18 protein-coding genes and 1 pseudogene are annotated in these 24,049 nt (G+C 68.9%); 9 read left to right on the top strand and 10 right to left on the bottom strand.

The genetic code is table 11. The features are described 5' to 3' along the window. Nucleotides 1-230: 230 nt before the first annotated feature. The gene (locus ACIHIX_RS34225; RefSeq protein WP_399963444.1) at nucleotides 231-2,684 is read left to right on the top strand and encodes a SpoIIE family protein phosphatase; all 2,454 of its coding nucleotides are present in this window, start codon (nucleotides 231-233) and stop codon (nucleotides 2,682-2,684) included. 42 nt (nucleotides 2,685-2,726) lie between these two features. Here the strand turns inward: ACIHIX_RS34225 and ACIHIX_RS34220 are convergent, their stop codons facing one another. Then, nucleotides 2,727-2,852 (bottom strand): hypothetical protein, encoded by a 126-nt coding sequence (locus ACIHIX_RS34220; RefSeq protein ID WP_399963092.1) that lies wholly within the window; start codon nucleotides 2,850-2,852, stop codon nucleotides 2,727-2,729. A gap of 324 nt (nucleotides 2,853-3,176) precedes the next feature. Between ACIHIX_RS34220 and ACIHIX_RS34215 the strand changes: the two genes are divergently transcribed. From ACIHIX_RS34215 to ACIHIX_RS34205, 3 genes and pseudogenes are all read left to right on the top strand, one after another. After that, nucleotides 3,177-4,379 (top strand): low temperature requirement protein A, encoded by a 1,203-nt coding sequence (locus tag ACIHIX_RS34215; protein ID WP_399963090.1) that lies wholly within the window; start codon nucleotides 3,177-3,179, stop codon nucleotides 4,377-4,379. Nucleotides 4,380-4,414: 35 nt separating this feature from the next. Beyond that, a pseudogene (locus ACIHIX_RS34210) lies at nucleotides 4,415-4,834 on the top strand (transposase); the annotation flags it as partial. Nucleotides 4,835-5,072: 238 nt separating this feature from the next. Further along, nucleotides 5,073-5,378 (top strand): hypothetical protein, encoded by a 306-nt coding sequence (locus tag ACIHIX_RS34205; RefSeq protein ID WP_399963088.1) that lies wholly within the window; start codon nucleotides 5,073-5,075, stop codon nucleotides 5,376-5,378. Here ACIHIX_RS34205 and ACIHIX_RS34200 read toward each other — a convergent pair. Both ACIHIX_RS34200 and ACIHIX_RS34195 read right to left on the bottom strand, forming a co-directional pair. Further along, nucleotides 5,375-6,997 (bottom strand): DHA2 family efflux MFS transporter permease subunit, encoded by a 1,623-nt coding sequence (locus ACIHIX_RS34200; RefSeq protein ID WP_399963087.1) that lies wholly within the window; start codon nucleotides 6,995-6,997, stop codon nucleotides 5,375-5,377. The two genes, ACIHIX_RS34205 and ACIHIX_RS34200, sit on opposite strands and share 4 nt — an antisense overlap. Before the next feature lie 193 nt (nucleotides 6,998-7,190). Beyond that, nucleotides 7,191-7,343, bottom strand: a complete 153-nt coding sequence (locus ACIHIX_RS34195) for a hypothetical protein (RefSeq protein WP_399963085.1) — start codon at nucleotides 7,341-7,343, stop codon at nucleotides 7,191-7,193. Nucleotides 7,344-7,466: 123 nt separating this feature from the next. Here ACIHIX_RS34195 and ACIHIX_RS34190 point away from each other — a divergent pair, with 123 nt between their 5' ends. Then, the gene (locus ACIHIX_RS34190; RefSeq protein ID WP_399963083.1) at nucleotides 7,467-8,462 is read left to right on the top strand and encodes an Lrp/AsnC family transcriptional regulator; all 996 of its coding nucleotides are present in this window, start codon (nucleotides 7,467-7,469) and stop codon (nucleotides 8,460-8,462) included. On the opposite strand, the gene ACIHIX_RS34185 is transcribed toward ACIHIX_RS34190, so the two are convergent. The 5 genes from ACIHIX_RS34185 to ACIHIX_RS34165 form a co-directional block, all read right to left on the bottom strand. Continuing rightward, nucleotides 8,422-9,291, bottom strand: coding sequence for a glycosyl hydrolase (locus ACIHIX_RS34185; RefSeq protein WP_399963081.1), 870 nt, complete (start codon nucleotides 9,289-9,291; stop codon nucleotides 8,422-8,424). The two genes, ACIHIX_RS34190 and ACIHIX_RS34185, sit on opposite strands and share 41 nt — an antisense overlap. Further along, nucleotides 9,240-10,514, bottom strand: a complete 1,275-nt coding sequence (locus tag ACIHIX_RS34180) for a LacI family DNA-binding transcriptional regulator (RefSeq protein ID WP_399963079.1) — start codon at nucleotides 10,512-10,514, stop codon at nucleotides 9,240-9,242. The genes ACIHIX_RS34185 and ACIHIX_RS34180 overlap by 52 nt, the downstream gene beginning before the upstream one ends. Further along, nucleotides 10,508-11,461 (bottom strand): hypothetical protein, encoded by a 954-nt coding sequence (locus ACIHIX_RS34175; RefSeq protein ID WP_399963077.1) that lies wholly within the window; start codon nucleotides 11,459-11,461, stop codon nucleotides 10,508-10,510. Before ACIHIX_RS34175 ends, ACIHIX_RS34180 begins: the two co-directional genes overlap by 7 nt. 80 nt (nucleotides 11,462-11,541) lie before the next feature. Continuing rightward, nucleotides 11,542-12,801: an alginate lyase family protein gene (locus tag ACIHIX_RS34170; RefSeq protein ID WP_399963075.1), complete on the bottom strand. Its 1,260-nt coding sequence runs from the start codon at nucleotides 12,799-12,801 to the stop codon at nucleotides 11,542-11,544. 91 nt (nucleotides 12,802-12,892) lie between these two features. Beyond that, a complete protein-coding gene (locus ACIHIX_RS34165; RefSeq protein WP_399963073.1) occupies nucleotides 12,893-13,750 on the bottom strand; it encodes a beta-galactosidase small subunit in 858 nt (285 codons plus the stop codon). Between the two features lie 171 nt (nucleotides 13,751-13,921). On the opposite strand from ACIHIX_RS34165, the gene ACIHIX_RS34160 reads away from it, so the two are divergent. The 3 genes from ACIHIX_RS34160 to ACIHIX_RS34150 all read left to right on the top strand — a co-directional run bounded on the left by ACIHIX_RS34160 (nucleotide 13,922) and on the right by ACIHIX_RS34150 (nucleotide 18,832). Continuing rightward, nucleotides 13,922-15,265 carry a jacalin-like lectin gene (locus tag ACIHIX_RS34160; RefSeq protein WP_399963070.1) on the top strand — a complete coding sequence of 448 codons (1,344 nt, stop codon included), beginning with the start codon at nucleotides 13,922-13,924 and terminating at the stop codon, nucleotides 15,263-15,265. Between the two features lie 172 nt (nucleotides 15,266-15,437). After that, nucleotides 15,438-16,814, top strand: a complete 1,377-nt coding sequence (locus ACIHIX_RS34155; RefSeq protein ID WP_399963068.1) for a glycoside hydrolase family 43 protein — start codon at nucleotides 15,438-15,440, stop codon at nucleotides 16,812-16,814. Between the two features lie 2 nt (nucleotides 16,815-16,816). Beyond that, on the top strand, nucleotides 16,817-18,832 hold the full coding sequence (locus ACIHIX_RS34150; protein ID WP_399963066.1) for an RICIN domain-containing protein: 2,016 nt from the start codon (nucleotides 16,817-16,819) through the stop codon (nucleotides 18,830-18,832). Nucleotides 18,833-19,546: 714 nt separating this feature from the next. Here the strand turns inward: ACIHIX_RS34150 and ACIHIX_RS34145 are convergent. Continuing rightward, nucleotides 19,547-20,023 carry a hypothetical protein gene (locus tag ACIHIX_RS34145; protein WP_399963064.1) on the bottom strand — a complete coding sequence of 159 codons (477 nt, stop codon included), beginning with the start codon at nucleotides 20,021-20,023 and terminating at the stop codon, nucleotides 19,547-19,549. 341 nt (nucleotides 20,024-20,364) lie between these two features. On the opposite strand from ACIHIX_RS34145, the gene ACIHIX_RS34140 reads away from it, so the two are divergent. Further along, the gene (locus ACIHIX_RS34140; RefSeq protein WP_399963062.1) at nucleotides 20,365-21,489 is read left to right on the top strand and encodes an endonuclease NucS domain-containing protein; all 1,125 of its coding nucleotides are present in this window, start codon (nucleotides 20,365-20,367) and stop codon (nucleotides 21,487-21,489) included. An 80-nt stretch (nucleotides 21,490-21,569) separates the two neighbouring features. On the opposite strand, the gene fxsT is transcribed toward ACIHIX_RS34140, so the two are convergent. Continuing rightward, a complete protein-coding gene (fxsT, locus tag ACIHIX_RS34135; RefSeq protein WP_399963060.1) occupies nucleotides 21,570-23,984 on the bottom strand; it encodes an FxSxx-COOH system tetratricopeptide repeat protein in 2,415 nt (804 codons plus the stop codon). Nucleotides 23,985-24,049: the final 65 nt, after the last annotated feature.

Genomic DNA, 24,049 nt, shown 5'->3' with positions numbered 1-24,049 from the left:
GGGCTCCGTGCGCAGGTATCCCCCCATGGCCCGCGACCATGGTGCCGGTCCGGGCGCCCTGCGCCTGTCGCAGGCCAGGGCGCCCACAGGCCCCTCTCCGCTCCTGCCTCGATGATCCGGAACGGACCGGCCGGGGCGCCGCGCGGTCCCAGCGGATCTAGCCTGGAAGCAACCGCTGGAAGTGTGCCCCGGCAGGCACAGCCCTCCGGACGGAGGTGTCGCGCGTGGACATGGCCGACGAGCACGATGCCCCCACCGCCGCTGTCGTGGTCGACCCGAACGGCACAGTGAGCGGCTGGAGCGAGGGCGGACGGCTCCTGCTGGGCTGGACAGCGGAGGACATGGTCGGGTGCCCGGTGACCGATCTGCTGGTCGGTCCCGCACCCTCCGGGTTCCCCGAGGGCCACCAAAGCGCCCGAGGCCATACGGGGCCCGTCCCCCTGCGCCATCGCAACGGTTCCACGGTGGACGCCGTGGTGACGGCGCAGCCACTGTCCGGCACCGGCGGGCGGGCGCTGGGGCACGTGGTGACAGTGCAGCGCTGGGAAAGTCGCCCGGTGATTGCCGACCGAGCCTTCGAGCAGTGTCCCTTCGCGCTGGGTGTCTACGACCCTGGGCTGCGGTTTCTGTGGATCAACGCCTCCTCGGGTCGGGTGATCGCGCACTCCGAGGAGCAGGTGCTCGGCAAGCACTACCGCGAGGTGCTTCCCGAGTTCGACCGCACGCTGTTTCCCGAGAGGGACGACAAGCCCTACACCGACAAGCTCGCGGAGGTGGCGAGGACGGGCGAGCCCGCACGTCTCATCACTGTCTTCCGTCCTCGCGGCAGCGACTACGCCCATGCCTGGGCCACGAGCATCTGGCCCGTCCGCGATGCCGAAGGCACGGTCCGCGCGGTCGCCAACTGGGGATTCGACATGAGCGCCGAGTACTGGGCTCGGCAACGCCTGCTCATCCTCAACAACGCCAGCGGCGGCATCGGCCGGACACTCGACGTGATCGGCACCGCCCAAGAACTCGCCATGACTCCGGTACCGCGATTCGTCGACCTGGTCAGCGTGGATCTGTTCGACGAGGTGCTGCGCGGAGAGGAACCACCTTCCGAGTCCGCAGGCAACCCGGACGACGCGATCGGACTCATCCGTACCGCCCGGCACAGCGCGCACGACGGCCCCGACCAGGCCGCCGGGCCCACGAAACCGGTCACACACAGCCCCGGCTCCGTCGCCGCCCGCTGCATGGCGACCGGCAGGTCCACGGTCGAACTCGCCGTTGACCCCGGCCAGGGCGGCGAGTGGGCCTTCGGGCCCGGGCTCGCCGCCGACCCCGCCCACTGGCCGGCGGGCAACCCGGTGATCGACGCGTCCCTCGCCGCGGACGGGCTGACGGGCCGGATCACCGTGCCGCTGCGGGCGCGCGGCGCGCTGCTCGGCGTCGTCGCCTTCTCCCGCCTGGACCGGCCGGAGGCCTTCACCGCCGACGACCTGATCCTCGCCGAAGAGCTGACCGCCAAGGCGGCCGTCGCCATCGACAACGCCCGCCGGTACTCGCGCGAGCGCACGACCGCGCTGACCCTGCAACGCAGTCTGCTGCCGCAGGGAATGCCGAACCAGGAAGCGGTCGAGGTGGCATCGCGCTACCTGCCGGCGGGCACCGGGGCGGAGGTCGGCGGCGACTGGTTCGACGTCATTCCGCTGTCCGGCGCCAGGGTCGCGCTGGTCGTCGGCGACGTCGTCGGACACGGCCTGCACGCCTCGGCCAGCATGGGCCGGCTGCGCACCGCGGTCCGCACCCTCGCTGACGTCGACCTGCCGCCGGACGAGCTCTTGACCCACCTGGACGACCTTGTCCTCCATCTCGCCAGCGACCTCCAGTCGACGGGCCGCTTCCAGACGACCGGAGAGACGGGCGCCACCTGCCTCTACACCGTCTACGACCCCGTCACGCGCCGACTCACGCTGGCGAGCGCGGGGCATCCGCTTCCACTGCTCCTCTCCCCCGACGGCACCAGGACCACGGTCTCGGCGCATCCGGGACCACCCCTGGGCATCGGCGGGCTGCCGTTCGAGGCGACGGAGATCGAGCTGCCCGAGGGCAGCCTGCTCGCCCTCTACACCGACGGGCTGGTCGTAAGCCGCGAACGCGACCTCGACGAGGGAAGCGCCGAACTGCTGCGGGTCCTGGATCCCAGGGCCGCCTCGCTGGAGACCCTGTGCGACACGGTGATGGACGCCACCCTCCCCCAAGTACGCACGGACGACGCCGCCCTGCTGCTCGCCCGTACGCGCGCGCTGGACCCTCAGCACGTGGCCGACTGGGACGTCGAAGCGGACTTCGCACAGGTGCCGCGCCTCAGGAAGGTCGCCGTCGATCAGGTCGAGGCCTGGGGCCTGGAGGAGGAGGCGTTCGTCACCGAACTCGTCGTCAGCGAACTGGTCACCAACGCCATCCGCTACGGCGAACCCCCGATCCGGCTCCGCCTCATCCGCGACAGCGCCCTGATCTGCGAGGTCTCCGACTCCAGCAACACCGCCCCGCATCTGCGCCGGGCGCGTGCCCTCGACGAGGGCGGACGGGGCCTGTTGCTCGTCGCCCAACTCACTCAGGGCTGGGGTACCCGCCACTCCACCCAGGGCAAGACCATCTGGTGCGCACAGTCGCTCACCCCGACCGCGTCACCCTGAGCACCGGCCTCCCCACCCCGAGAACCGCGGAGGCTGCCCGGGTCAGCGGGTTGTGTCCGGTGGCTCAGCACTGTCGGGAGTGTCGGGGAACAGCAGGGTCTCCAACAGATCGAGTCCGAAGAGCATGCCGACAAGAAGCACCGGCAGGAGGACGGCTATGACGACCATGACGCCTCCGTAAGCCGTTGAGCACGGATACGCGGTGGCGGAGCCTTCCGTCCAGGCTGACCCGAACGGGGCAACAGTGCGCGCTGCGCGCCGGAACGCGTAGGCCGTTCAGGTGACGGGCGGTACGGCAGGGCAGTAAACAAGCCCCTTGGGTCCACCTCGCCGACGCCGGACCCGGCTCGGCCGCCGAAACGGAAGATCACTTCCCTCTTCCGCTGTGTACGCGGGAAGCGAACCCTCGTACCCACCAACGACCACCTCTGGCCATAGCCAGTGGGTTATCGTTCCGCCGGTGGGCGGTGGGGCGCCCTCAAAGGGGGAGTTGTGGTAGCGAATGGCGAGGGGTCGCGGCTGGTCGCGACCGAGGGCGGCCACCGGGTGACACCGGCCGAGCTCTTCTTCGACTTGGTGTTCGTGTATGCGATCACTCAGGTCACCGCACTGATGGCGGCCGACCCGAGCGGGTTGCGGCTGCTCGGCGGAATGGTCGCGCTGGCGCTGCTGTGGTGGTGCTGGTGCTGTTTCGCCTGGCTGGGAAACGTCGTACGGGCCGACTCCGGCGCGATGTTCACCGTCCTGGTGTCCGTCATGGCCGTCGTCCTGATCGTGTCGCTGACCGTTCCCGAGATTTACGACGACGCGCCCGGCGGACTGCCCGCCCCGCTGGTCTTCGTTCTGTGCTACGGCGCCGTCCGCGTCCTTCACCTGGTCACGTACTGGCTGTCCGACCCCACTGACCAGGCCCTGCACCGCGTCCTGCGCCGCACCGCCCTGTTCTCGGTGGCCCCGCCGTTCGCCCTGCTCCTCATCGGCGCGGCGTTCACCGGCACCACTCAGATCCTGATCTGGCTCGCCGCCGTACTCATCGACTACCTGGGCATCTTCGTCACCGGAAAATCCGGCTGGCGGGTCGCCTCACCCGGCCACTTCGCCGAACGCCACGGCCTGATCGTCATCATCGCCCTCGGCGAGTCGATCGTCGCCATCGGCGTCGGCGTCTCCGGCTTCGCGCTCAGCACCCCGGTCGTAGCCGGTGCCGCTCTGGGGCTGCTGGTCTCCGCAGGGCTGTGGCGCCTGTACTTCCGTCAACTCGCCGAGACGGTCGAGCATCGCCTGACCACCGTGACCGGCGACGACCGCACCCGGCTGGCCCGCGACGCCTACACCTTCCTCCACCTTCCCCTCGTGGCCGGAACCGTCATCACCGCCCTCGGCATGAAGAAGGCCCTCACGCAGATCGCCGACACCGGCCACTACGACCTGACCGAACCCCTCCATGGTGTCGTTGCCTGGGCCCTGCCGGGCGGCGTCGGTGTCTTCCTCCTCGCCTCGGCCGCCCTGCTCCTGCGCACGACGAGCCACCGCTCCCCGCTCCTCCTCGCCGGCGGAGGCGTCTGCCTCGTCGCAGGACCCGCCGTCACCTTGGTCCCCTCTCTCGTCGCCCTGGCCTTCCTGGCCGCACTCGTGACCGCCCTGGTCCTCGTCCCGGACACCACGGTCCGGCCCCATGTGAGCGCTGCCGGTTAGGGCCCGGGCCGGTCGGTTCCTGCGCAGGTCAGCGAGGAGAGCCGAGCGGCTCCCCGCATCGCCGGCACCGTGCGGAGGAGTTCAAGAAGTTCCTGATCAAGCTCGACCAGGAGATCCCAGCAGGGTTGGACGTCCATCTGGTGCTGGACAACTACGCCACCCACAAGACCCCGGTGATCAAGACGTGGCTGCTGGCCCACCCGCACTTCCACCTGCACTTCACCCCGACCGGGTCGTCCTGGCTCAACCTGGTCGAGCGATGGTTCGCCGAGCTGACGAACAAGCAGATACGACGAGGCGTCCACAAAACCGTCCAAACGCTGGAGAAGGACATCCGGGCCTGGATCGCCGCATGGAACACCGACCCCAAGCCCTACGTCTGGACGAAGACCGCAGACGAGATCCTCGAACGCCTCGCCAGCTATCTGAACGGAATTCCTGACTCAGAAGACTAGCCTCCGTCTGCGTCCAGGAGTGCCGGGTTGCGGTCCCACCAGACGGGTCCGGACCACAACCCGCGCGGACATCACCCAAGTCAGGTGGACCCGGCGCCCGCTCGGAAGTCCGTCGCTGCGCGTTCAGGGCCGTCACCACGGCGTTGACGGTGAGCCAGCGCCCTGCCTCCTCCAGGTCGACGTCCGGTCCGTGTGGTAGCCGCCCGCATCGGCGTCTCCGACCGGCAGTCGCGCCTCCTTGGCAGCCACGTCGGCCGACGCCCGGCGAGATGCCATCGCACCCGCCGAGGCCTCCCGGTGCGGCCTCCATCAAGTCGGTTCGCGGCAGAAGTCGCCGACTACGTCCGCACAGGCGACGTACCGGGCCATCACCCTGCTCGGCGCCCGCCACCGAGTCACCGGATACGGCACCCCCGGACGCGGCGACAACCCCGGCACGGCACCGGAGCGGGGCATCGCCCCGGACCGTTGTGACCGGTCCGAGGCGATGCCCCGCTCCTCGCATCCGCAGGTCAGCGGTGCCGCCGGCCGGGGGGTCGACTAGGCGGAGCCCGCCGCCTGGGGGGCCTTCTCCGCCGAGGCCTCCGGGCCGCCGTGCTGTGCCGTGCCCGCGGCCTTCGCCGCACCCATCGCTGGCTTCTGGGGACGGCGCAGGAGGGTGACCGCGCAGACTGCCGCGATCAGCACCAGCACCGCCGCCACGATGAGGCACAGCCGCATGCCGTCAATGAGGGAGTCGCCCAGGGCGCCGTAGACCTGACCGGCGGTGGAACCCAGGTTCATCCCGGCGACCGCGCCCAGGCCACCGCCCTTGGCGGTGGCGACGATGGTGTCGGCCTGGCTGCCCGTCACACCGGCGTCGGCGAGGTGACCGGGCAGGGTGTGCACGGCGCGGGTGGACAGCAGGGCGCCCAGGACGGCCGGGCCGAGCGCGCCGCCGACCTGGCGGAAGGCGTTGTTCGCGGCCGAGGCCATGCCGGCCAGCTGGTGCGGCACGGCGGCGACGGCGGTAGCCGTCATCGGGGTGGTGACCAGGCCGAGACCGACGCCCAGCACGATCAGGCGCCAGGCGATGGAGCCGTAGGAGGTGTCGGCATCGAGGTTGGTCATGGCCAACAGGGACCCGGCGATCAGCACCAGCCCGCCGGTGATCATCCAGCGGGCCTGGACGCGGTGCATCAGGCGGCCGGCCGGGGCGCCGGCCACGATCGCGGCGACCGGGACCAGCAGCAGACGGGCGCCTGCCTCCAGGGTGCCGAGCTGCTGGACCATGCCGAAGTACAGGCTGAGGACGAAGAAGAAGCCGATCAGCCCCAGGAAGGTGATCAGGGCGATGAGAGCGGTGGCGGTGAAGGCCGCACTTCGGAAGACAGCCAGATCCAGCATGGGGCTGGCGCTGCGCTTCTCCGCGACGACGAACGCGATCAGCGCGACGACGCCCAGGGCGAGGGCGGCGATCACCTTCGGCGTGGTGAAGGAGTCGGCGCCGCCCTCGATCACGCCGTAGACCAGGGCGGTGACGCCGACGGCCGCGGTGATCTGGCCGGGCCAGTCGAGCTTGCGTCCGTGCGGGGCGCGCGAGTCGGTCAGCAGCCGGGCCGCGACGGCCATCGCGACCAGGGAGAGGGGGATGGACAGCAGGTAGATCCAGCGCCACGAGTAGTGGTCGAGGATCACGCCGGCGATGACCGGGCCGACCGCCAGAGCCGCGAGCAGGGCCATGGCCCACATGCCGATGAACTTGCCGCGCTCACGGAAGTCGGGGACCGCGTGGCTGATCAGCGCCAGCGTGGTGGGCAGCAGCGCCGCCGAACCCAGGCCCGCCAGTGCCTGGCCCGCCCACAGGGTCTCGATGTTGTGCGCGCTCAGGGCGACGGCCGCGCCGGCCGCGCTGAAGAACAGGCCGGCCTGGAAGACCTTCTTACGGCCGTGGACGTCGCCGAACACGCCTGCGGTCAGGATGAAGGCGGCCATGGGAAGAACGAACGCGTCCTGGACCCAGGACAGTTGCGCGGTCGAGGTGTTCAGCGCCCGCTGGATGGCGGGCAGGCTGACGGCGACCGTGGTGATCGGCAGGTAGGCGACGAACACGCCGAGGCAGGCCATGACGATGGTGGCCGCCCGCCTGTCCGTCGACCCGCTCGCCGGTATGGTGACGTTCACGGAAATTCTCCGTTTTCTCCCGTACGGCATGGTGAGCCGCAATCGGTTGGATGGGGAGGGGTGGGTGGTACTCAGGGGTCGCCATGGGGAAGTCGTACCGCTCGTGTGCGGTGGCGTGAACGGCTCGCCGGCACAGCGCGGCCCGGAGGCCCGGAGCGCCCGCGGGGGATGCGAGGACGGCGCTCCGGGCCGGTCAGGGAGTGACGACGACGCCCAGGCCGGCACGTGGCCCGTGGACCCCCGGGAGCGCCGTCCGGTGGGACGGCACCACGCCCGCCACGGTGAGGTGCATCAGCAGGATGAATGTGCCGATACCGTCCGCAGTCGGCGCCAGCCGCGTGCTCATGGGAGTCACGCCCTTTCTTGAGAACACGACCAGCATCCACCTCGCATCCCAAAACCATGAACTCAGCCGCCCAAGACGAATAGAAACTTCCAGGTGGACGCAGAGGTGTGCCAGACTCCACCGGTGATCGACGAAGTGGACAGGAAAATCCTCCACGCGCTCCAATGCGCGCCCCGCCTCCCGTTCCGGCACATCGCGGAGGTGACCGGCGTGTCGGAGCAGACGGCCGCCCGCCGCTACCACGCGCTGCGCCGCAGCGGGGTGATGCGCGTGGTCGGCCTGGTCAACCCGGCCGTCCACGGCAAGGCCCAGTGGGTGACCCGCATCCGCTCCCGCCCCGATCGGGTCGGGCCCCTGGCGGACTCCCTGGCCAAGCGTCCGGACGTCGCCTACGCCAACCTCGCCTCGGGCGGCTCGGAAATCATCTGCATGATCCACTCCCCCGTCGAGGCCGAGCGGGACGACGTCATCCTGCGCCAGCTGCCCCGTTCCGCCTCCGTCCTGGACGTCAGCATCGACCTCCTGCTGCACCTCTTCGGCGAGACGGGCACCAGTGAATGGACCGGCTACGGCGACGGCCTCACACCCGACCAGGTGCGGCAGCTCACCGCCGACCGGCCACCCACCCCCGCCGGCCCCTTGCGGCCCCCGACGGAGGAGGACGCCCCCCTGCTGGACGCACTCGCCGAGGACGGCCGCACCACCCACACCCGACTCGCCGAGCTCACCGGCTGGTCCAACGCCCGCGTCGCCCGCCGCATGGAGGCTCTGGAAACCTCCCGCACGCTCTTCTACGACGTGGAACTGCTGCCCGAGCGCCTCGGCCACACCCTCAACGCCACCCTCTGGCTCCGCGTCACCCCCACCCGGCTGCAACAGGCCGGGGAACAACTCGCCCAGCACGCAGAAGTCGCCTTCGCCGGCGCCATCAGCGGCCACCACAATCTGATGGTCAGTGTCATCTGCCGTGACGCCGAGGACTTCTACCGCTACCTCACCACCAGCGTCGCCGCCGTCGAAGGCATCGACGCCTACGAGGTCAGCATCCGCGTCCGCCGCCTCAAACAGGCCGCCTCACTCATCTTCCACGGACGCCTGGTTCACACGACATCCGCATGACAGTCGAGCCCGCTACAGCAACTGATCCGGGCGGGCGTTCTGGAACGACATCAAGAGCGTCACCCACGCCGAGCAGATCGAGCCGTACGGGCTCGTCGCGGTCGCAGCACAGGGCGCCGTCGACGACCCGTGCGGCAGCGACCTGGAGGGAGGAACGGCGAGTGGGGTAGGTGCCGTCGTCGTCGGTGACAGGCGCGACGCGCCCCGGGTGGGTGAAGTAGAAGACGTAGGCCGTCTCGCCCTGGACAACCACGTCGGCGTGGAGGCCGATGGTCTCGTCGTCGGGGCGGCTGCCGGGCTTGTCGAGGATCAGTCCCTGGTGTTCCCAGGTGGTGAGGTCGTCCGAGCGAAGTACGCCCTGGCCGCGCCACTCGTCGACGAGCATCCAGTAGTGGCCGCCGAGTTCGAAGACGTTGGGGCCTTCGTGCGGGCGGTGGCCGACCGCCAGGCCCGTGGGACGCCAGTGGTACAGGTCGGGGCTGTCGGCGGCGCAGGTGAGCGAGCCGTGGGAGCCGTCGTCCTTGAACCACATGCGCCAGCCGCCGTCCGGCAGCGGGAACACGCAGGCGTCGATGACCCGGTCGGAGCCGAGGTCCAGAGCCCCGTGATGGGCCCAGTCGATCAGGTCGGGGCTGGTGTAGTGGCGGATGGAGGCGGCGCCGTTCCAGTCGTCGCGTATGCCTTGGATGTAGCTCACGTACATGTGGTAGAGCCCGTCGTGCCAGATGATCTCCGGCGCCCAGAAGGTGTTGCGGCCCCAATCGGTCTCCAGGCCGGTCAGGGCGCCCCGGTAGTTCCAGGTGCGGCCGCCGTCCGCGGACGCGGCCACGCCCAGGTCGGTGCCGTAGACCCAGGAGACGCCGGGGCCGGGGGCGGTGGTGCGGCGGTTGGTGTAGACGAGCCACCATTCACCGGCCTGACGGTTCCAGATGGCCGTGGGATCGGCGGCGCCGTCGTATATCGGGTCGCGGAAGAGCGGCGCGTCGGCCAGGGGGTGCACGGGGTTCTCCCTTGTTCGTGCTCGTCGTTCGTACTCGTACGGCGGGGCGGGTTCAGCCTCCCGTCGACTCCCGGACCACCAGCGAGAAGTCGCCGATGAAGTCCCGGTGCCGCGTCGAGGGCTCGGTCTGTTCGATGCGCCTGATGAGCAGGTCGACCGCGCGCGGCCATGCCCTCGTGGTCCGGGTCCACGGTGGAGAGAGTGGGAATGAAGAACTCACTCTCCGTGACGTTGTCGAAGCCGATCACCTTGACCTGGTCGGGCACCCGGACCCCGGTGTCGGCCAGACCCCGCAGCACTCCCATGGCCAGGGAGTCCGTCACGCAGAACACACCGTCGAAGTCGAGCCCGCTCTCCGCCATCGCGCGGGCGCGCTGCGCGCCTTCGCGCATGCCGAGCCTGTCCACGTGCTGGATCAGGGTGGGATCCGGGGTGAGGTCCGAGGCCTCGTGTGCCTGCTGGTAGCCGGAGAGACGGAGGCTGGAGGGGTTGACCTCCTCCACCGCCCCGCACAGGATCGCGATACGTCGGCAGCCCCGCTCGACCAGGTGGCAGGTGGCCGCCCGGGCCGCTTCCAGGTTGGGCATGGCGACATGGTCGACGGGACCGCCGAAGATCCGGTCGCCCAGGACGACCACCGGGTTCTCCACCCTGAGCCGCTCGGCGTCGGTCTGGCTCATGCCCGCGGCGCTGAGAATGAGCCCGTCGTACTGGTGGTTGCGCGACAGGGACAGCGCGTCCAGTTCGTTCTCCCGGGACGCGGTCTGCTCGATGCTCACCCGCAGACCGCGCCGCTCGGCGGCGGCGATGATGCCGGCCGCCAGCCGTCCGTAGTAGGGACTGTTGACCTCGGGGACGGCGAGACCGATGATCCCTGTACGGCCCTTGCGCAGATTGCGGGCGGCGACGTTGACCCGGTAGTCGAGCCGGGCCATCGCGTCCAGAACCTTCTCCCGCGTGGACGGGCGGACGTTGGGATGGACATTGATGACGTTCGACACGGTCATCGGCGAGACTCCGGCCGCCTTCGCCACGTCCTGGATCGTTACCACGCTCGCCCCTGCTCTGCGGTCTCGGCACCAACTCGCATGCTATGCCGCGCGTCCGCCGGGACGACGGGCACCGGCTTGGCGCCGATGTCCTCGCAGAACTGGAAGCACTCGTAGTAGCCGAGGCCCATCGACTGGTGGTAGCGCCAGATGTTGAACTGCTGCCGACGCTCATGCAGCGGACCGACCGTCTGGGACCAGCGGTACATGTTTGCGAGGCCCTGGCCGTGGGAGAGGCGACCGCCGGGAAAGCGCAGGAACTTGGGCTTCAGGTCGGCGATGGCCTGAGCCAGGTCGGCGCGCAGGCCGTTCGGCCGACCCTTGAAGGTGTTCAGCGGGAAGAGCGAGACCAGGTCCAAGTGGACGGTGCCGGGACCGGTGGCCGTGAGAGTGAACCGGGCGTCGGCGTCCGCGACCTCGGAGGTGATGACCGCCGCGTGGCGTCTCCAGGAGTCGCCCAGCGGACCCAGTTCCACCTGCCCGTAGATGCGTTCGCCGTCCCGGCTCTCGATCCGCGCGACCAACCGATCCATGGTGTCCTCGTCCTCGGCCAGGCGGGCGAAGAGGCTGACGTCGTACGCCTCCCCCGCCCGGACCGGGATACCGTCGAACCCCTCGCTGCACAGCCCCGCACCGGCGCCGGTGCTGCTGGTCAGCACCGCGTAGTGCGGATGGGCCGGATGCGGCGGGTCGTCGGCGGCGCCTGTGAGTGATCCAGCGGCCCCGTCCCGGTCCAGCAGCTCCCACGCGGTGAGGGAGTGCCGCTCGGGCCGGTAGGCCGGGCCGTACTCGAAGGACCTGTTCTGTACGAGTTCGGCGTAGAGGCCGCCGTCCGCCGCGTAGTCGAGGTTCTCGCAGAACGCGCCGAACAGATCGGTGGAGATGGCCGTGCCCGGAGCCCGGGTGTCCACCTCCACGACCGTTTCGACAGGGGGGCCGACGTCGGGCACGAAGATGCTCCTGCCTGGGTGTGGAGTTGCGTGAACGGTGTGACGGGCGGCCCCGCGGGGGAGCGCGGGGCCGCCCCGGACTACTTGGCGTACATCAGCTGGCCGAAGCCGAGCTGGTCGTAACCGCCGCTGGTGGAGCCGTAGTTGCCGCCTCCCCCCTCGATGCCGACGAGGTCGACCATGGCCTGGATGTACTTGTCGTCCAGACCCTTGATCCGGTTGTAGTGGTAGTGGAGCATCGCCCACACCGGGCGGATGTGACCGCGACTGGCCGAGGAGATCACGGTCTGCTCGTTGTACGTGCAGCCGGTGCCGCTGCCCCAGCTGTAGGTCGTGTAGGGCACGTCCAGGCCGACGTTGTACTTGGCTACGTACTGGGCGGCCTTGAAGAACCGGTTGTCGTCGTAGCTGTACAGGTCGACGCCCTGGTTGAAGGCCATCTCGCAGAACACGCCCATCTGGCCCATACCCATGACGCTGTGACCCTGGTCGCGGCCGGACTCCTGCCACTGGCCGAGCTCGTAGCCGTCGTCGTCCGTATACAGATACGGGACCGCGTTGCCGATGGCGCCGTTGCCCACCCCGCTCTTGAAGTAGGTGACGGCCTCGTCGAACTTGTCGCCGTCCTCGCAGAGGATGGAGATGGCCAGCAGGGACGACATGTTGCACAGGTCCCAGTTGGCCCAGTAGTGGCTGTCGCAGACGAAGTTGTGGTCCCGCAGGAAGCCGTGGTTGATCGGGTAGAACACGTTCAGCATCAGCTGCTGGAACGCGGCGAGGTCGAACCCGCTGTAGTCGCGCAGGAGTTCACCCACGTCGGCGAACTGCCAGCCCTGGAGCCCGGCGACGAGGATGCCATCCGTGCTGCCCTGGATCGAGGTCATGGTGCTGGACCAGGCGTTGCAGATGGCGGCCGCGCAGTCGGCGTAGGCCGTGTCGCCGGTGATCAGCCAGCGCAGGGTGTTCTGGTAGGCGGCGGCGATGTCGTTGTAGAGGATCGGGTAGTTCTGGGTGTTGCTCCCGCCCCGGTAGACGATGGCCTGCGGGTTGGCCGTCCAGGTGGACGCGGAGTGGGCGTTGGCGGTGAGCAACTGCCAGCCCGAGTACCAGGGTTCGGCGTACGCGGCCACCTTCACCCGGGCGCGGTTGATGTCGCCGGGGTGGTGGATCCCGCCGGGGTGGTTCCAGACGGTGGGTGCGGCGGAGGCGGACCGTGCGCTGGCGGCGCCGAGCGCACCGGCGAGGGCGAGTCCTCCGGCGGCGCGCAGGATGCCACGTCGGCTCGGTCCGGTGTGCGGCGGCTGAGGGGTGATGAGTGGGGGGAGTTCGTCGCGGCTCATGGGATGTGCGACTCCGATCGGACGGGCTCGATCTGCTCTGATCGGGCGGGGGGAACTGCTGGGCCGAGCGGTGTGGGGGGTTGCTCGGTGATCACCTGCCGGAAAGCTCCCGGAAGGTGACAGCGAGGGTGGCCTGCCGGGCGGTCAGGTGGTGTTCCGGCAGGACGCGGGGGCCGCACGCGGCGGATCCCAGGCCGTGCTGGGCGAGGTCGAGGTTGACGTGGACGGCCGTGCCGGGGCGGAGTTCGTCCGTGTGCCGGGCGGCGTCCAGGTCCTCGCTGGTCCAGCGGCGGGCGGTCAGGTGGTAGGTCGGCGCCCCGCTGACGAGCAGTCCGCCGTGGGGTCCGGTGAGGCGGGCCCACCGGACGTCGGCCCGGCTGCCGTTCTCCTGGGGGAAGACGTACGGCGTCTGCAGCGCGTCGACCGTGCGGTCGTGCCGGGCCAGGCGCGCGGCGAGGCCACTGTCCGGGTACGCCTCCTCGGGGCCGAGCCCGTACCAGGTCGCGTGGTCGATCCAGGCGGGCAGGGCCATGCGCAGACCGAGCCGGGGCAGCAGCACGTCCTGCCAGTCACCCTCCGGCTCGATGTCGGCGGTGAGGCGCAGCCCGTCCTCGGTGTCCTCCCAGCGGTAGGTCGCGTACATGCTGAGGTCGGTGGCGGCCGGGGCGACCCGGGTGCGTACGACCATCGCGTCGCCGTCGGTGTCGATGCCGAGGAGCCGGTAGTGGAGGCGGTCCAGGCCGATGTTCCGCCAGGTGTCGGCCACCGGGTTGTGGCCGAGCCGGTCGTTGTCGATCGGTGCCCGCCACAGGTCGAGTCGGGGGCCTACGACAGACAGGTCCCCGATCCGGGTCAGTCGCCCGGTACGGGAGTCGAACAGCCCGGGGTCGGGCCTCGACAACACATAGCCGAACAGCGCTGGAGCACGACGGGCCCGGGCCGGCGCCATCGAGTGGATCCAGATGGTGAATCACGCCCGGCGCGGATCCGAACTATCCATGTACGGACAACAACTCCTGTGAAAGTCCGCCCGGAGTCTCGACAGACCCCGGGTAACCAGCGGTAACTTCAGCCCCTGTTCCCACTGCAACCGCTTTCTCTCCCCAGGAGCCACACCCTCATGCGCAGACCCCTCGCCTGCCTGGCGGCGATACTCGCCACCCTCGGCGGGCTCACCGCTGCCGCCCCCTCCGCGGCCGCCGCCGACTCCGGTACCTTCAGCGTCCTCACCTACAACGTCGCCGGGCTCCCGGAGGTCCTCTCCAGCGCGTCGACCGACCGCGAGACCAGCACGACGGCGATCGGCGAGCGGATAGCGCCGTACGACATCGTCCATGCCCAGGAGGACTTCAACTACCACGCCTACCTCTACGCCGCCGACACCGCACACGCCTACCGCACCGCCACCAGCGGCGGCGCCGGCATCGGCAGCGGCCTCAACACGCTCTCGAAGATCTCCTACGACGAGGACGACTTCGAGCGGGTGGGCTGGGACACCTGCACCTACGGCTCGGGCGACTGTCTGACCCCCAAGGGCTTCACGTTCATGCGCGAGCGCCTCGCCGAGGGCGTGTACGTCGACTTCTACAACCTGCACACCAACGCCGGCACCAACGCGGACGACCTCGCCGCCCGCGCCGACAACCTGAGCCAGCTCAGCGACTTCATCGCCACCCACTCCGCCGGCAACGCGGTCGTGGTCATGGGCGACACCAACACCCGGTACACCCGCTCCGGCGACACCATCGCCGAGTTTGCCGCCGCCAACGGCCTCACCGACACCTGGGTCCAGCTCATCCGCGGCGGCAGTGCGCCCGCCAAGGGCAGCGACGCCCTGGTCTGCGACCAGACCGGGACCACCGTCCCCAACACCTGCGAGGTCGTCGACAAGATCCTCTACCGGGGCAGCAAGCTGGTCTCGCTGAACGCCACGTCGTACAACAACGAGCACGCCAAGTTCCTCGAGTCCGGCACCAACCTCATGCTCTCCGACCACGACCCGCTCACCGCGAGCTTCACCTGGTCGCGCAACGCCGCCTTCCAGCTCAGCGACCAGTTCGGCGGCCCGCACGGCGACTACTACAACGACATCGACAGCGTGCCCGCCGCCGCCCGCGCCGCCACCATCGCCCTGCGCGCCGGCTCCCGGGTCGACCAGCTGAGCGTGACCCTCTCCAACGGCACCACGCTCACCCACGGCGGCACCGGCGGCACCGCCTCCTCACTGACCCTGGCCAGTGGCGAGTACGTGACCACCGCCTACCTCTGCCAGGCCAAGTACAACGCCCAGACGCGGATCTTCTACGCCAAGTTCACGACCAACCTCGGCCGTACCCTGGCCGGCGGGACCACGACCTCGGACTGTGTGACCCGCACCGCGCCGAGCGGCTGGCAGATCGCCGGCTTCCACGGCCGGACCGGCGACGAGGTCGACAAGGTCGGCTTCATCTACACCCAGCGCTGACCCTCCTCCCGCGCAGGGGCGCGTCACTCGCGCCCCGGGGCACACAGGAGACTCAAAGACACGTCAGCACGATTGACGGGCACATGATCAACCCCTACGTTCTGACCGATTTACCGAACCCCGTTCGAAATCACGGCCATTCAGGTGCCCCGCACGCCACCTTGGAGCCCAAATGAGGGAAAACCCCCACCTGTCCCGTCGCGCTCTGCTCGGCATGACGGCCGCCGTCCCGCTCGCCCTGACCCTCGGCACGGGTACCGCCCACGCCGCCGACTCGGCGTACGCGATGGTCTTCTTCACCGAGTCGACCAACCTCGGCGACGGCACCGACTACGGCCTGCACCTGGCCGTCAGCCCCGACGGTCTCAACTGGACGCCGCTCAACCAGAACAACCCCCTTGTCACCCCCACCGCCGGTGCATTGGGTCTGCGCGACCCGTTCCTCATGCGCAAGCAGGACGGCACGTTCGTGGTGCTCGCCACCGACCTCAAGGGCACCGACTGGAGCTACAACAGCCAGTACATCCACGTCTGGGACTCCGCCGACCTGCGCACCCTCACCGGCTACCGGCGTCTCAAGCTGCACGACATGACCACCCACAGCTGGGCCCCCGAGGCGTTCTGGGACGCCGGTCGAGGTCAGTACGCCGTCATCTACTCCTCCGTGAACGACAGCGGCCACAACGTCATCATGGTCAACTACACCAGCGACTTCGTCACCGCCTCGGCCCCGCAGGTGTTCTTCGACCCCGGCTACGACGTCATCGACGGTGACATGGCAGTCGGCGTGGACGGCTACAACTACCTCTACTTCAAGAAGGACCAGACCCTGGTGGGCGCCAGGTCCACCTCCCTGGACCCGGGCAGCTTCACCGAGTACAGCGCCGGGGTGGCTCACGGCGGCACCGAAGCCCCGACCGTGGTCAGGTCCCTCTCCTCCGGCAACTGGTGGCTGTGGGGCGACACCTACACGCCCAACGGCGTCTTCTACGCCTGGCAGTCCAGCAGCCTCGCCTCCGGCACCTGGACGGCCCTGGACCAGAAGACCTACACCCAGCCGGTCAACTCCAAGCACTGCGGCATCGCGACGATCACCACGGCCGAGTACAACAACCTGCTCGCCAAGTGGGGCGCACCCGCCTGGAACCGGCTCAAGTCCTACAACTACCCGGCCCGTTACGTCCGCCACTCCAACTACCTGGGCCGTATCGACGAGTACCCGGTCGAGCCCTACAAGGACTCCCTGTGGACCCTGGTTCCCGGGCTCGCCGACAGCTCCGGCGTCTCCTTCCAGTCGGTCAACTACCCCACCCGGTATCTGCGGCACTACAACTACGCGCTCCAACTGGACGTCAACGACGGCACGTCCACGTTCGCCGGTGACGCGACCTTCTACCGCACGCCGGGCCTCGCGGTCGCGAGCTGGGCCTCCTTTCGCTCCTACAACAACCCGACCCGCTACATCCGGCACTCCAACTACCTCCTGCGCATCGACCCCGTCTCCACCACCACGGAACAGCAGGACGCCACCTTCCGAGTCGGTTACTGACGATGAAAGGCACACGCGTGTCGAACACCTCCGCGCCCTGCTGGGCCAGACGCGTCACCGTGCGCGTCCTCGCCCTCGCTCTCGCCGTGTCCGGTCTGACGGCTCTGGCCGGCCACGATCCATCGGCACCCCTGGCCGCCGAGCCGGCCGCGGTCAGCACCACGCAGGCCGCCGTCACCCCGCCGTCGATGGGCTGGGCGTCCTGGAACAGCTTCGCCAGCAGCATCGACTCCACCGTCATCAAACAGCAGACGGACGCCCTGGTCTCCTCCGGCATGGCGGCGGCCGGCTATCAGTACGTCAACCTCGACGACGGCTGGTGGCAGGGCGACCGCAACACCGACGGCTCCATCGCCGTCGACGCCGAACTGTGGCCGGGCGGCATGCAGGCCGTCGCCGACTACATCCACAGCAAGGGACTGAAGGCCGGCATCTACACGGACGCCGGCAAGCAGGGCTGCGGGTACTACTACCCCACCACCCGCCCCGCTGCCCCCAACACCGGCATGGAGGGCCACTACCAGCAGGACCTGGAGACGTTCCAGCGCTGGGGCTTCGATTACGTCAAGATCGACTGGTGCGGCGGCCGTGTGGAAGGCCTCGACCCGGAAACTACGTACAAGCAGATCGCCGCCGCCAACGAGGCCGCCACCGCCGTGACGGGCCACAACCTGGTGCTGTCGTTCTGCGAGTGGGGCAGCGGCCTGCCGTGGAACTGGGCCACCGGGTACGGCGACCTGTGGCGCACCAGCACCGATGTCATCCTGTGGGGCCAGACCCCGACCACCGCCATGATGCTCACCAACTTCGACCGGGGCCTGCACCCGGCCGCCCAGCACACCGGCTACTACAACGACCCCGACATGCTGATGGTCGGCATGAGCGGCCTTACCGCCGCCCAGAACCGGTTGCACATGGGCCTGTGGTCGATCTCCGGCGCCCCACTGCTGGCCGGCAACGACCTCGCCACGATGAGCACCACCACCCGCGACATCCTCACCAACCCCGAGGTCGTCGCCATCGACCAGGACCCGCGCGGCCTGCAGGGCGTCAAGGTCGCCGAGGACACCCGCAACCTTCAGGTGTACGGCAAGGTCTTGTCCGGCACGGGCAAGCGCGCGGTGCTGCTGCTCAACCGCACGTCGGCGGCGGCGTCCATGACCGTGCGCTGGGCCGACCTCGGTCTGACCAGCGCCTCCGCGTCGGTGCGCAACGCCTGGTCGCGCACCAACGCCGGTTCGTACGCGACCGGATACACCACGACCGTCCCGGCGGGCGACGCGGTCCTGCTCACCGTCTCCGGCACCGAGGCGTCCGGGTCGACCTACGAGGACACCACCACGGCCACCACACCCACCTTCAACGCCGTCACGACCGGCGCCGCGGGCACCAAGCTGGTGGACATCACCTACGCCAACAGCGGCAACACGGCCCGCAAGGCGACCATCCAGGTCAACGGCCAGTACACGTCCGTGGTCTCCTTCCCGCCGACGGGCTCGTCCTCGACGTATCGCACGGTGTCCGTGCTCGCCCACCTCGCCAAGGGCACCAACACCGTGCGTTTCGCGGCAGTATCCGGCAGCACCGCGCCCGACATCGACGCGATCCGCGTCCAGGCCGTCCCCGGCACCAACGGCGTCGCCCTCGTCGGCGCCGCCTCGAACCGCTGCGCCGGCCTGGAGAAGAACACCATCACCGACGGCTCCCAGGCCATCCTGTGGGACTGCTTCGGCGGGCGGAACGAGACCTTCACCCAGACCTCGCGCGCAGAGCTCGTCGTCTACGGCAACAAGTGCCTGGACGCCGACAACAACGGCACCGCCAACGGCACCAAGGTCATCATCTGGGACTGCAACGACGGCACCAACCAGAAGTGGACCGTCCACTCCGACGGCACGATCACCAACAACCTGTCGGGACTGTGCCTCGACGCCGAGGAAGCGGCAACCACCAACGGCACCAAGCTGCTCCTGTGGACCTGCAACGGCCAGACCAACCAGCAGTGGACCCTCAACTGAGCTACCCCACCGCGACGCACGTCATACCCAGGCGCGACGCCGGACGTCAGCACCTGGGTACGACGTGCGTTCCCATCTCGCTCTCGCATCTTCAGCCCGCCCCGACCACGCCCGCGACGGCCTGCGCCCACGGCCGATGGAAGGCGGGTAGCAGCACCGCACCGGTCCCGGCATAGCGGAATGGGGACAAGGGCGCTTCGGGGGGGGCGGTGAGAAGACATCGCTATCTCGCGTCTCGCGGGGCCACCAGGGGGCGGGAAGACGATGCCAGGAAGATGCCCGGCCAGGACATGCGTATAAAGACTCAGTACCAGTGTTTCCCAGCAGGAGCAGTCACCGAGACGCCCCCACCAGTGATCATTCCCATGGTCCGCTGCACGGCGCGGGGGTTCAGTCCGGCGTGTCCCGCGACACCCGCGAAGGCGCCATTGGCACCTCTCGACACGCCGCACGAGCAATGTCATCCATGCCGACTCGGACACAGCTCACTGGAGGACGGGCCATCGATGCTCAAGTTCAGCCAGAGCGGGCCGCCAAGGAGACACCTCGTACATGTACTGCAGACACCTCGGATACTGATGCGCTCGGACGGAGCAACACTGGACCACATTCGACACCCTGAATGCCTTGATATGCCGCATCGTCAGCAGACAGAAACGACGATACCTACAGCCCCGATTCGAATCGGATTCGACCCCACACGTTCCTACACCCCTAGCGCACCCGCCTGAACTGCAGAAACAGCAACGTGAGGCAGTCAGAGGCTGTACTCGTGGTAATACCCGCACTGACAATGCATCGGATCTGGAGTGGAGGTTCGGCTGAACGGCCGAGATGGCAGATATGCAAGGCCAGCGTGAGGCCCTGAGCCAGCAGTAGCCTTTGGTCGGCCTCGGCGATGACGGGCTCACCATCATCCAGGATCTCGACTGCCACGGGCACGAAGTCCTCCAGGTGGAAGCTGTTCACGCTGCACTCCCACGCGGTGAGGTCGATGAAGCCTCCGGATCCGGTGCCGCGCAAGCGACGGGCGGCATCTGCCAGTACCACGGCTGCCCCGTGGCGCGCGATGCCGTTGGCTGTCAGATCGCGGAGGGCAGCTGTCAGTCCCTGCGATGCCTGCGCTGGTGCCGGACCTGTCCATACGCTGAGGAGGGCCGCCGCCGCATCGTTCATCTGCACTGTGAGCACGTGGGCAAGGATCCTCCACAGGCCCCGGAAGATGGGAAGCAGGGCCGCTCCACGGCCTTGGCAGCAGTGAGGTAGCCCTGATTCAGCCACCAGCTGTTCGCCGCGTCGTCCAGCGGGATGGTGACGCGAGGATCAAGGGTTCCTCTGCCGCGTCCCCTTCACCGGGCCGCGCAGACGTCTTCGTGGCCCCACGTCAGGACCCCGTGCCACCATGGAGGCGGGGGGCCAGCAGCGTGCGGGAGCCGATGTGTGTGCCTACGTCCACCGCCAGGTCGCCCGGAGCGCAGCGGGAGCGTACCCATAGACAGCTGGGCTCTGTGGTCTGAGTGAAGGGGAACGAGATGCCGCTGGAGTTCGGGCTGTGGCGGGTAGACGACAAGCCAGTGCGTGTCGCTACGCGGCCGATGCCCTTGGAGTCTCGGCTTGAGGCGCTCATCGAGGCGGATCCCGGCATCCTGGGCCAGCCGCTGCTGCTGATCGGCAGACAGGTGCTTACGGAGCATGGCAAGGTCGTCGACCTGCTGGGCATCGACGCCGAAGGCGGCCTGCACGTTCTGGAGCTCAAGCGAGACCGCACGTCCCGTGAGGTGGTTGCTCAAATTCTCGACTACGGCTCCTGGGCCCAGGGGCTCACCAACGATCAGATTCGGGACATCTATACGTCCTATGCCCGCAGCAAAGGACTGGCCGAGCAACTGGACGAGGCATTCGCGATCCGGTTCGGCGGCACTCCGCCGGAAACCCTGAACTCGACCCACGCCCTCACCATCGTCGCGAGTGAGATCGATGCGGCGACGGAGCGGATCGTCACCTACCTGGCGTCGGGCTTCCAGGTGCCGGTCAATGTGCTCTTCTTTCGCTACTTCGAGGACGAGGGGCGCTCATACCTGGCGCGCACCTGGCTCATTGACGACGTCGAGCCTGTGGCGGAGTCGACTGGAGCAAAGGGGCGCGGCAAGCAGGAGCCGTGGAACGGGATTGATTGGTTCGTATCCTTTGGCGACGAGCCCGGCGGCCGGAACTGGGGCGACGCCCTCACTTACGGATTCGTATCGGCCGGCGGCGGAGAGTGGTTCTCGCGCACGCTTCGGACGCTGCCACTTGGCGGACGGGTATTCACGCATATCCCCAAGGTGGGATACGTGGGTGTAGGGACGATCAACGGGGAAGCGCAACCGTTCGAGGACGCCGTCCTCAGTATCGACGGTGAGAGCCGGCGGCTGGCTGACTTCCCGTTGCAGGGCACCTACCGACACTCCGAGGAAACATCGACCGACCAGGGGGACCCTCGCGAGTGGATCGTCCCCGTCACCTGGGAACGCGCCGTGCCGCGTGAAAAGGCTCTGTGGCGTACAGGCTTCTTCGCCAACCAGAACTCCGCCTGCAAGCTCCGTGCCCGCTTCACCATCGACGAAGTCTCCCGCCACTTCGGCATCGCTGATGCCGGACAGGAAGCAGCCCTGTAACCCAGACCTGGCTGGAGCGCCGCTAGTTGGCTCCGCCCAGGGTGACTTCGGTTCCAGGCGACCACACACAGCGCCCGGCTTCACTCACTCGACCCTGGCCCGCCCTGCCTTTTGACCAACCGCTCCAACCACCCGGCCGTGCGGCGGGTCTCGACATGATCCTCACCCAGCACCCGACGCCGCGCCTCCAGGGTCTCCTCACCCAACACCACCGCATCCCCCACTTGCCCCAACTCCGCCAAATCGACGGCCAGATTGTTGGCCGTATTCAGCGTCTCCGGGTGCTCTGGCCCCAACATGCCACGCTGCGCCTCCAGCGTCTCCTCACCCAGCACCACCGCCTCTGCCACCCGGCCCGCCTCCGCCAGAGAGGAGGCCAGGCCGGCCCCCGTACGCAGCGTCTCCGGATGCTCTGGCCCCAACACCCGACGCTGCGCCTCCAGCGTCTCCTCACCCAGCACCACCGCCTCCCCCACCCGACCCACCTTTGCCAGGTCGACGGCTAGGTTGGACGCCGTGCGCAGCGTGTCCGGATGCTCCATCCTCAGCACCCGACGTCGCACTGCCAGCGTTTTTTCGTCCAGGGCGAGGGCTTCCTCGTCCCGTCCCAACGCCCGCAGCCGTACAGCAAGGTTGAGGGCACTGGCCAGCGTGCCGGGATCCTCGTCGCCGAGGAGGCGTCGGTGACGGCTGAGGGTGTCTTCGTCCAGGGCGCGGGCGCGTTCGTGGTCCTGGGTGTCGTCGTAGGCGCGAGCCAGGCGATGGGCGGCCCGCAGAGTGTCGTCGTGGTCGGGGCCCAGCTGCTGCAGGCAGGTGTCATACAACCGTTGCAGCCGCTCCCGGACCGTTCGGGCCTGACCGCGATCCATCAGATACCAGCACGCCTGCCCCAGCACATTCCGTGCCCGGCTGGTGTCGAGCCGGGCAGGGTCGATGGCCAGGACGTGCGGGAGCAGGATCTGCCAGGCCGGCCACCTCCGCGGCTCCCACGCGTCGCCGGGATACGCCGCGGTCAACAGTGTTTCGGCATCCGCCATCGCCTGGTCCTGTTCTTGGCCCTTCATCTGCCCCTTGAGCATGTCCTGGGTAAGACGGTGCAGTTGCAGGGTGCCGCCCGCAACGCGGGCCAGACCATGCCGGGCCACCGCTTCCACCGCGCTGCCTGCTGCTAGCCGCGAACCCATCGTCTCCGCCAGGAGGGCGGAAGCCTGGTCGGGAAGACGGCCGGAACACAAGGTCAGGGGGAAGGGCTCGGGGGCCAGCAGGGCCAGCGCATCCACCACCGCCCCCGCGCCGGGATGCTCGGCCTTGAGGCGGGAGCGGGTGAGGCGGACCTGCGCGGCCAAGCCGACCGGGTAGCCGGGCGGAGGGTTGTGCGTCATCACGTCACCCAGGTTTGCCGCCAGTTCCTCCTTCAGGTCTGCCGGTGACAGGCCCCGCGTCAGCAGTGCGGCCGCTTGTGCGAGCGCGAGTGGGAGGTCGTCCAGGGTGGTGGCAATGTCGTCGGCGTCTGCATCGGTCAGGACCGCGCCCTGGGCACGCAGCAAGGCCACCGACTCGGCCCGGGAGAGGGTGTCCACGTCGACGGGGACGGCGTAAGCATTCCAGTGCGGGCTGCGGGAAGTGATCAGCACGTGCCCGAGGCCGCCAGGCAGGAACGGGGCGAGGGCGTCGGGGTCTTCGGCGTTGTCGAACACCAGCAGCCAGCGGGGCATCGTACCCAACTCGGCCAGCAGCAGCTCCACCGCTGCCGCCGGCGGTGTGCTGGCGGGCGCAATGCCTGTCCGGCTGGCAAGCGCAGCGAGTTGGTCGGGGATCAGCGCTAGGTCCTCCGATGCGACCCACCAGGCGAACTCGTACTCGCCGGCGAACCGGTACGCATACTCAACGGCAAGTTGCGTCTTGCCGACCCCGCCCCGACCATGCAGGGCCTGCACCGCCACACGCTGCCCGGACGCCAACGCCTCTCGCAGGTGCACCAGGAGGCTGTCGCGGCCGGTGAACGACGCGTTCCGGGCGGGCAGGTTTCGCACCCGCGGCAGATTCCCTGGCAGGCGGGGGCCGGTACCGCCGATGCGGGACAACATCCCCGGCGGACGACCCGGCGCCCGCTCAGGACGAGACGGACCCTTCACTGCCCGGAGCAACACCTCGCGCGCAGCCTGCTCATCAAGACCGAACAGATCTGGGGCGATCAGCGGACGCAGCACCGGAGGCGGTGTCGTGTCGGCGACCCGCACCGGGATGATCTTCTCTCGCATGGCCAGCATCGCTTCCCACTCGAGAGTGGTGAAACGCTCGGGATCGAAATAAGCCGGAGAGTACAAAGCCAGCATCCGGCCGCGCTCCAGGGCCGTGTTCATCTTGGCGACGAAGCTGTCACCCGCACCCCAGTCCCAACAGTCCAGCTCCACCTCGAAGCCGACATCCAGAAGCTGCCAGGCGATCCACTCCGCCCACGCCCGATCCGCACCCGCATGACTGATGAACCACACCCCACCCGACACTCCGTCAGGCGCCCCCGTGCCTACCATCACGCCCCCGCCCCGTGTTGCTGTAC

This window comes from Streptomyces sp. NPDC051913 (genome assembly GCF_044593635.1).
Taxonomy (GTDB): Bacteria; Actinomycetota; Actinomycetes; order Streptomycetales; family Streptomycetaceae; genus Streptomyces.
The sequence above is the reverse complement of the archived record's forward strand: the minus strand, read 5'-3'. Positions and strand labels throughout refer to the sequence as shown.

Bases quoted from the DNA above. Each gene is read 5' to 3' on its own strand.
- ACIHIX_RS34170 (WP_399963075.1), bottom strand. From the start codon at position 12,801: ATGAGCCGCGACGAACTCCCCCCACTCATCACCCCTCAGCCGCCGCAC.
- ACIHIX_RS34165 (WP_399963073.1), bottom strand. From the start codon at position 13,750: ATGGCGCCGGCCCGGGCCCGTCGTGCTCCAGCGCTGTTCGGCTATGTG.
- ACIHIX_RS34220 (WP_399963092.1), bottom strand. From the start codon at position 2,852: ATGGTCGTCATAGCCGTCCTCCTGCCGGTGCTTCTTGTCGGCATGCTC.
- ACIHIX_RS34155 (WP_399963068.1), top strand. From the start codon at position 15,438: ATGAGGGAAAACCCCCACCTGTCCCGTCGCGCTCTGCTCGGCATGACG.
- ACIHIX_RS34150 (WP_399963066.1), top strand. From the start codon at position 16,817: ATGAAAGGCACACGCGTGTCGAACACCTCCGCGCCCTGCTGGGCCAGA.
- ACIHIX_RS34195 (WP_399963085.1), bottom strand. From the start codon at position 7,343: ATGAGCACGCGGCTGGCGCCGACTGCGGACGGTATCGGCACATTCATC.
- ACIHIX_RS34225 (WP_399963444.1), top strand. From the start codon at position 231: ATGGCCGACGAGCACGATGCCCCCACCGCCGCTGTCGTGGTCGACCCG.
- ACIHIX_RS34140 (WP_399963062.1), top strand. From the start codon at position 20,365: ATGCCGCTGGAGTTCGGGCTGTGGCGGGTAGACGACAAGCCAGTGCGT.
- ACIHIX_RS34160 (WP_399963070.1), top strand. From the start codon at position 13,922: ATGCGCAGACCCCTCGCCTGCCTGGCGGCGATACTCGCCACCCTCGGC.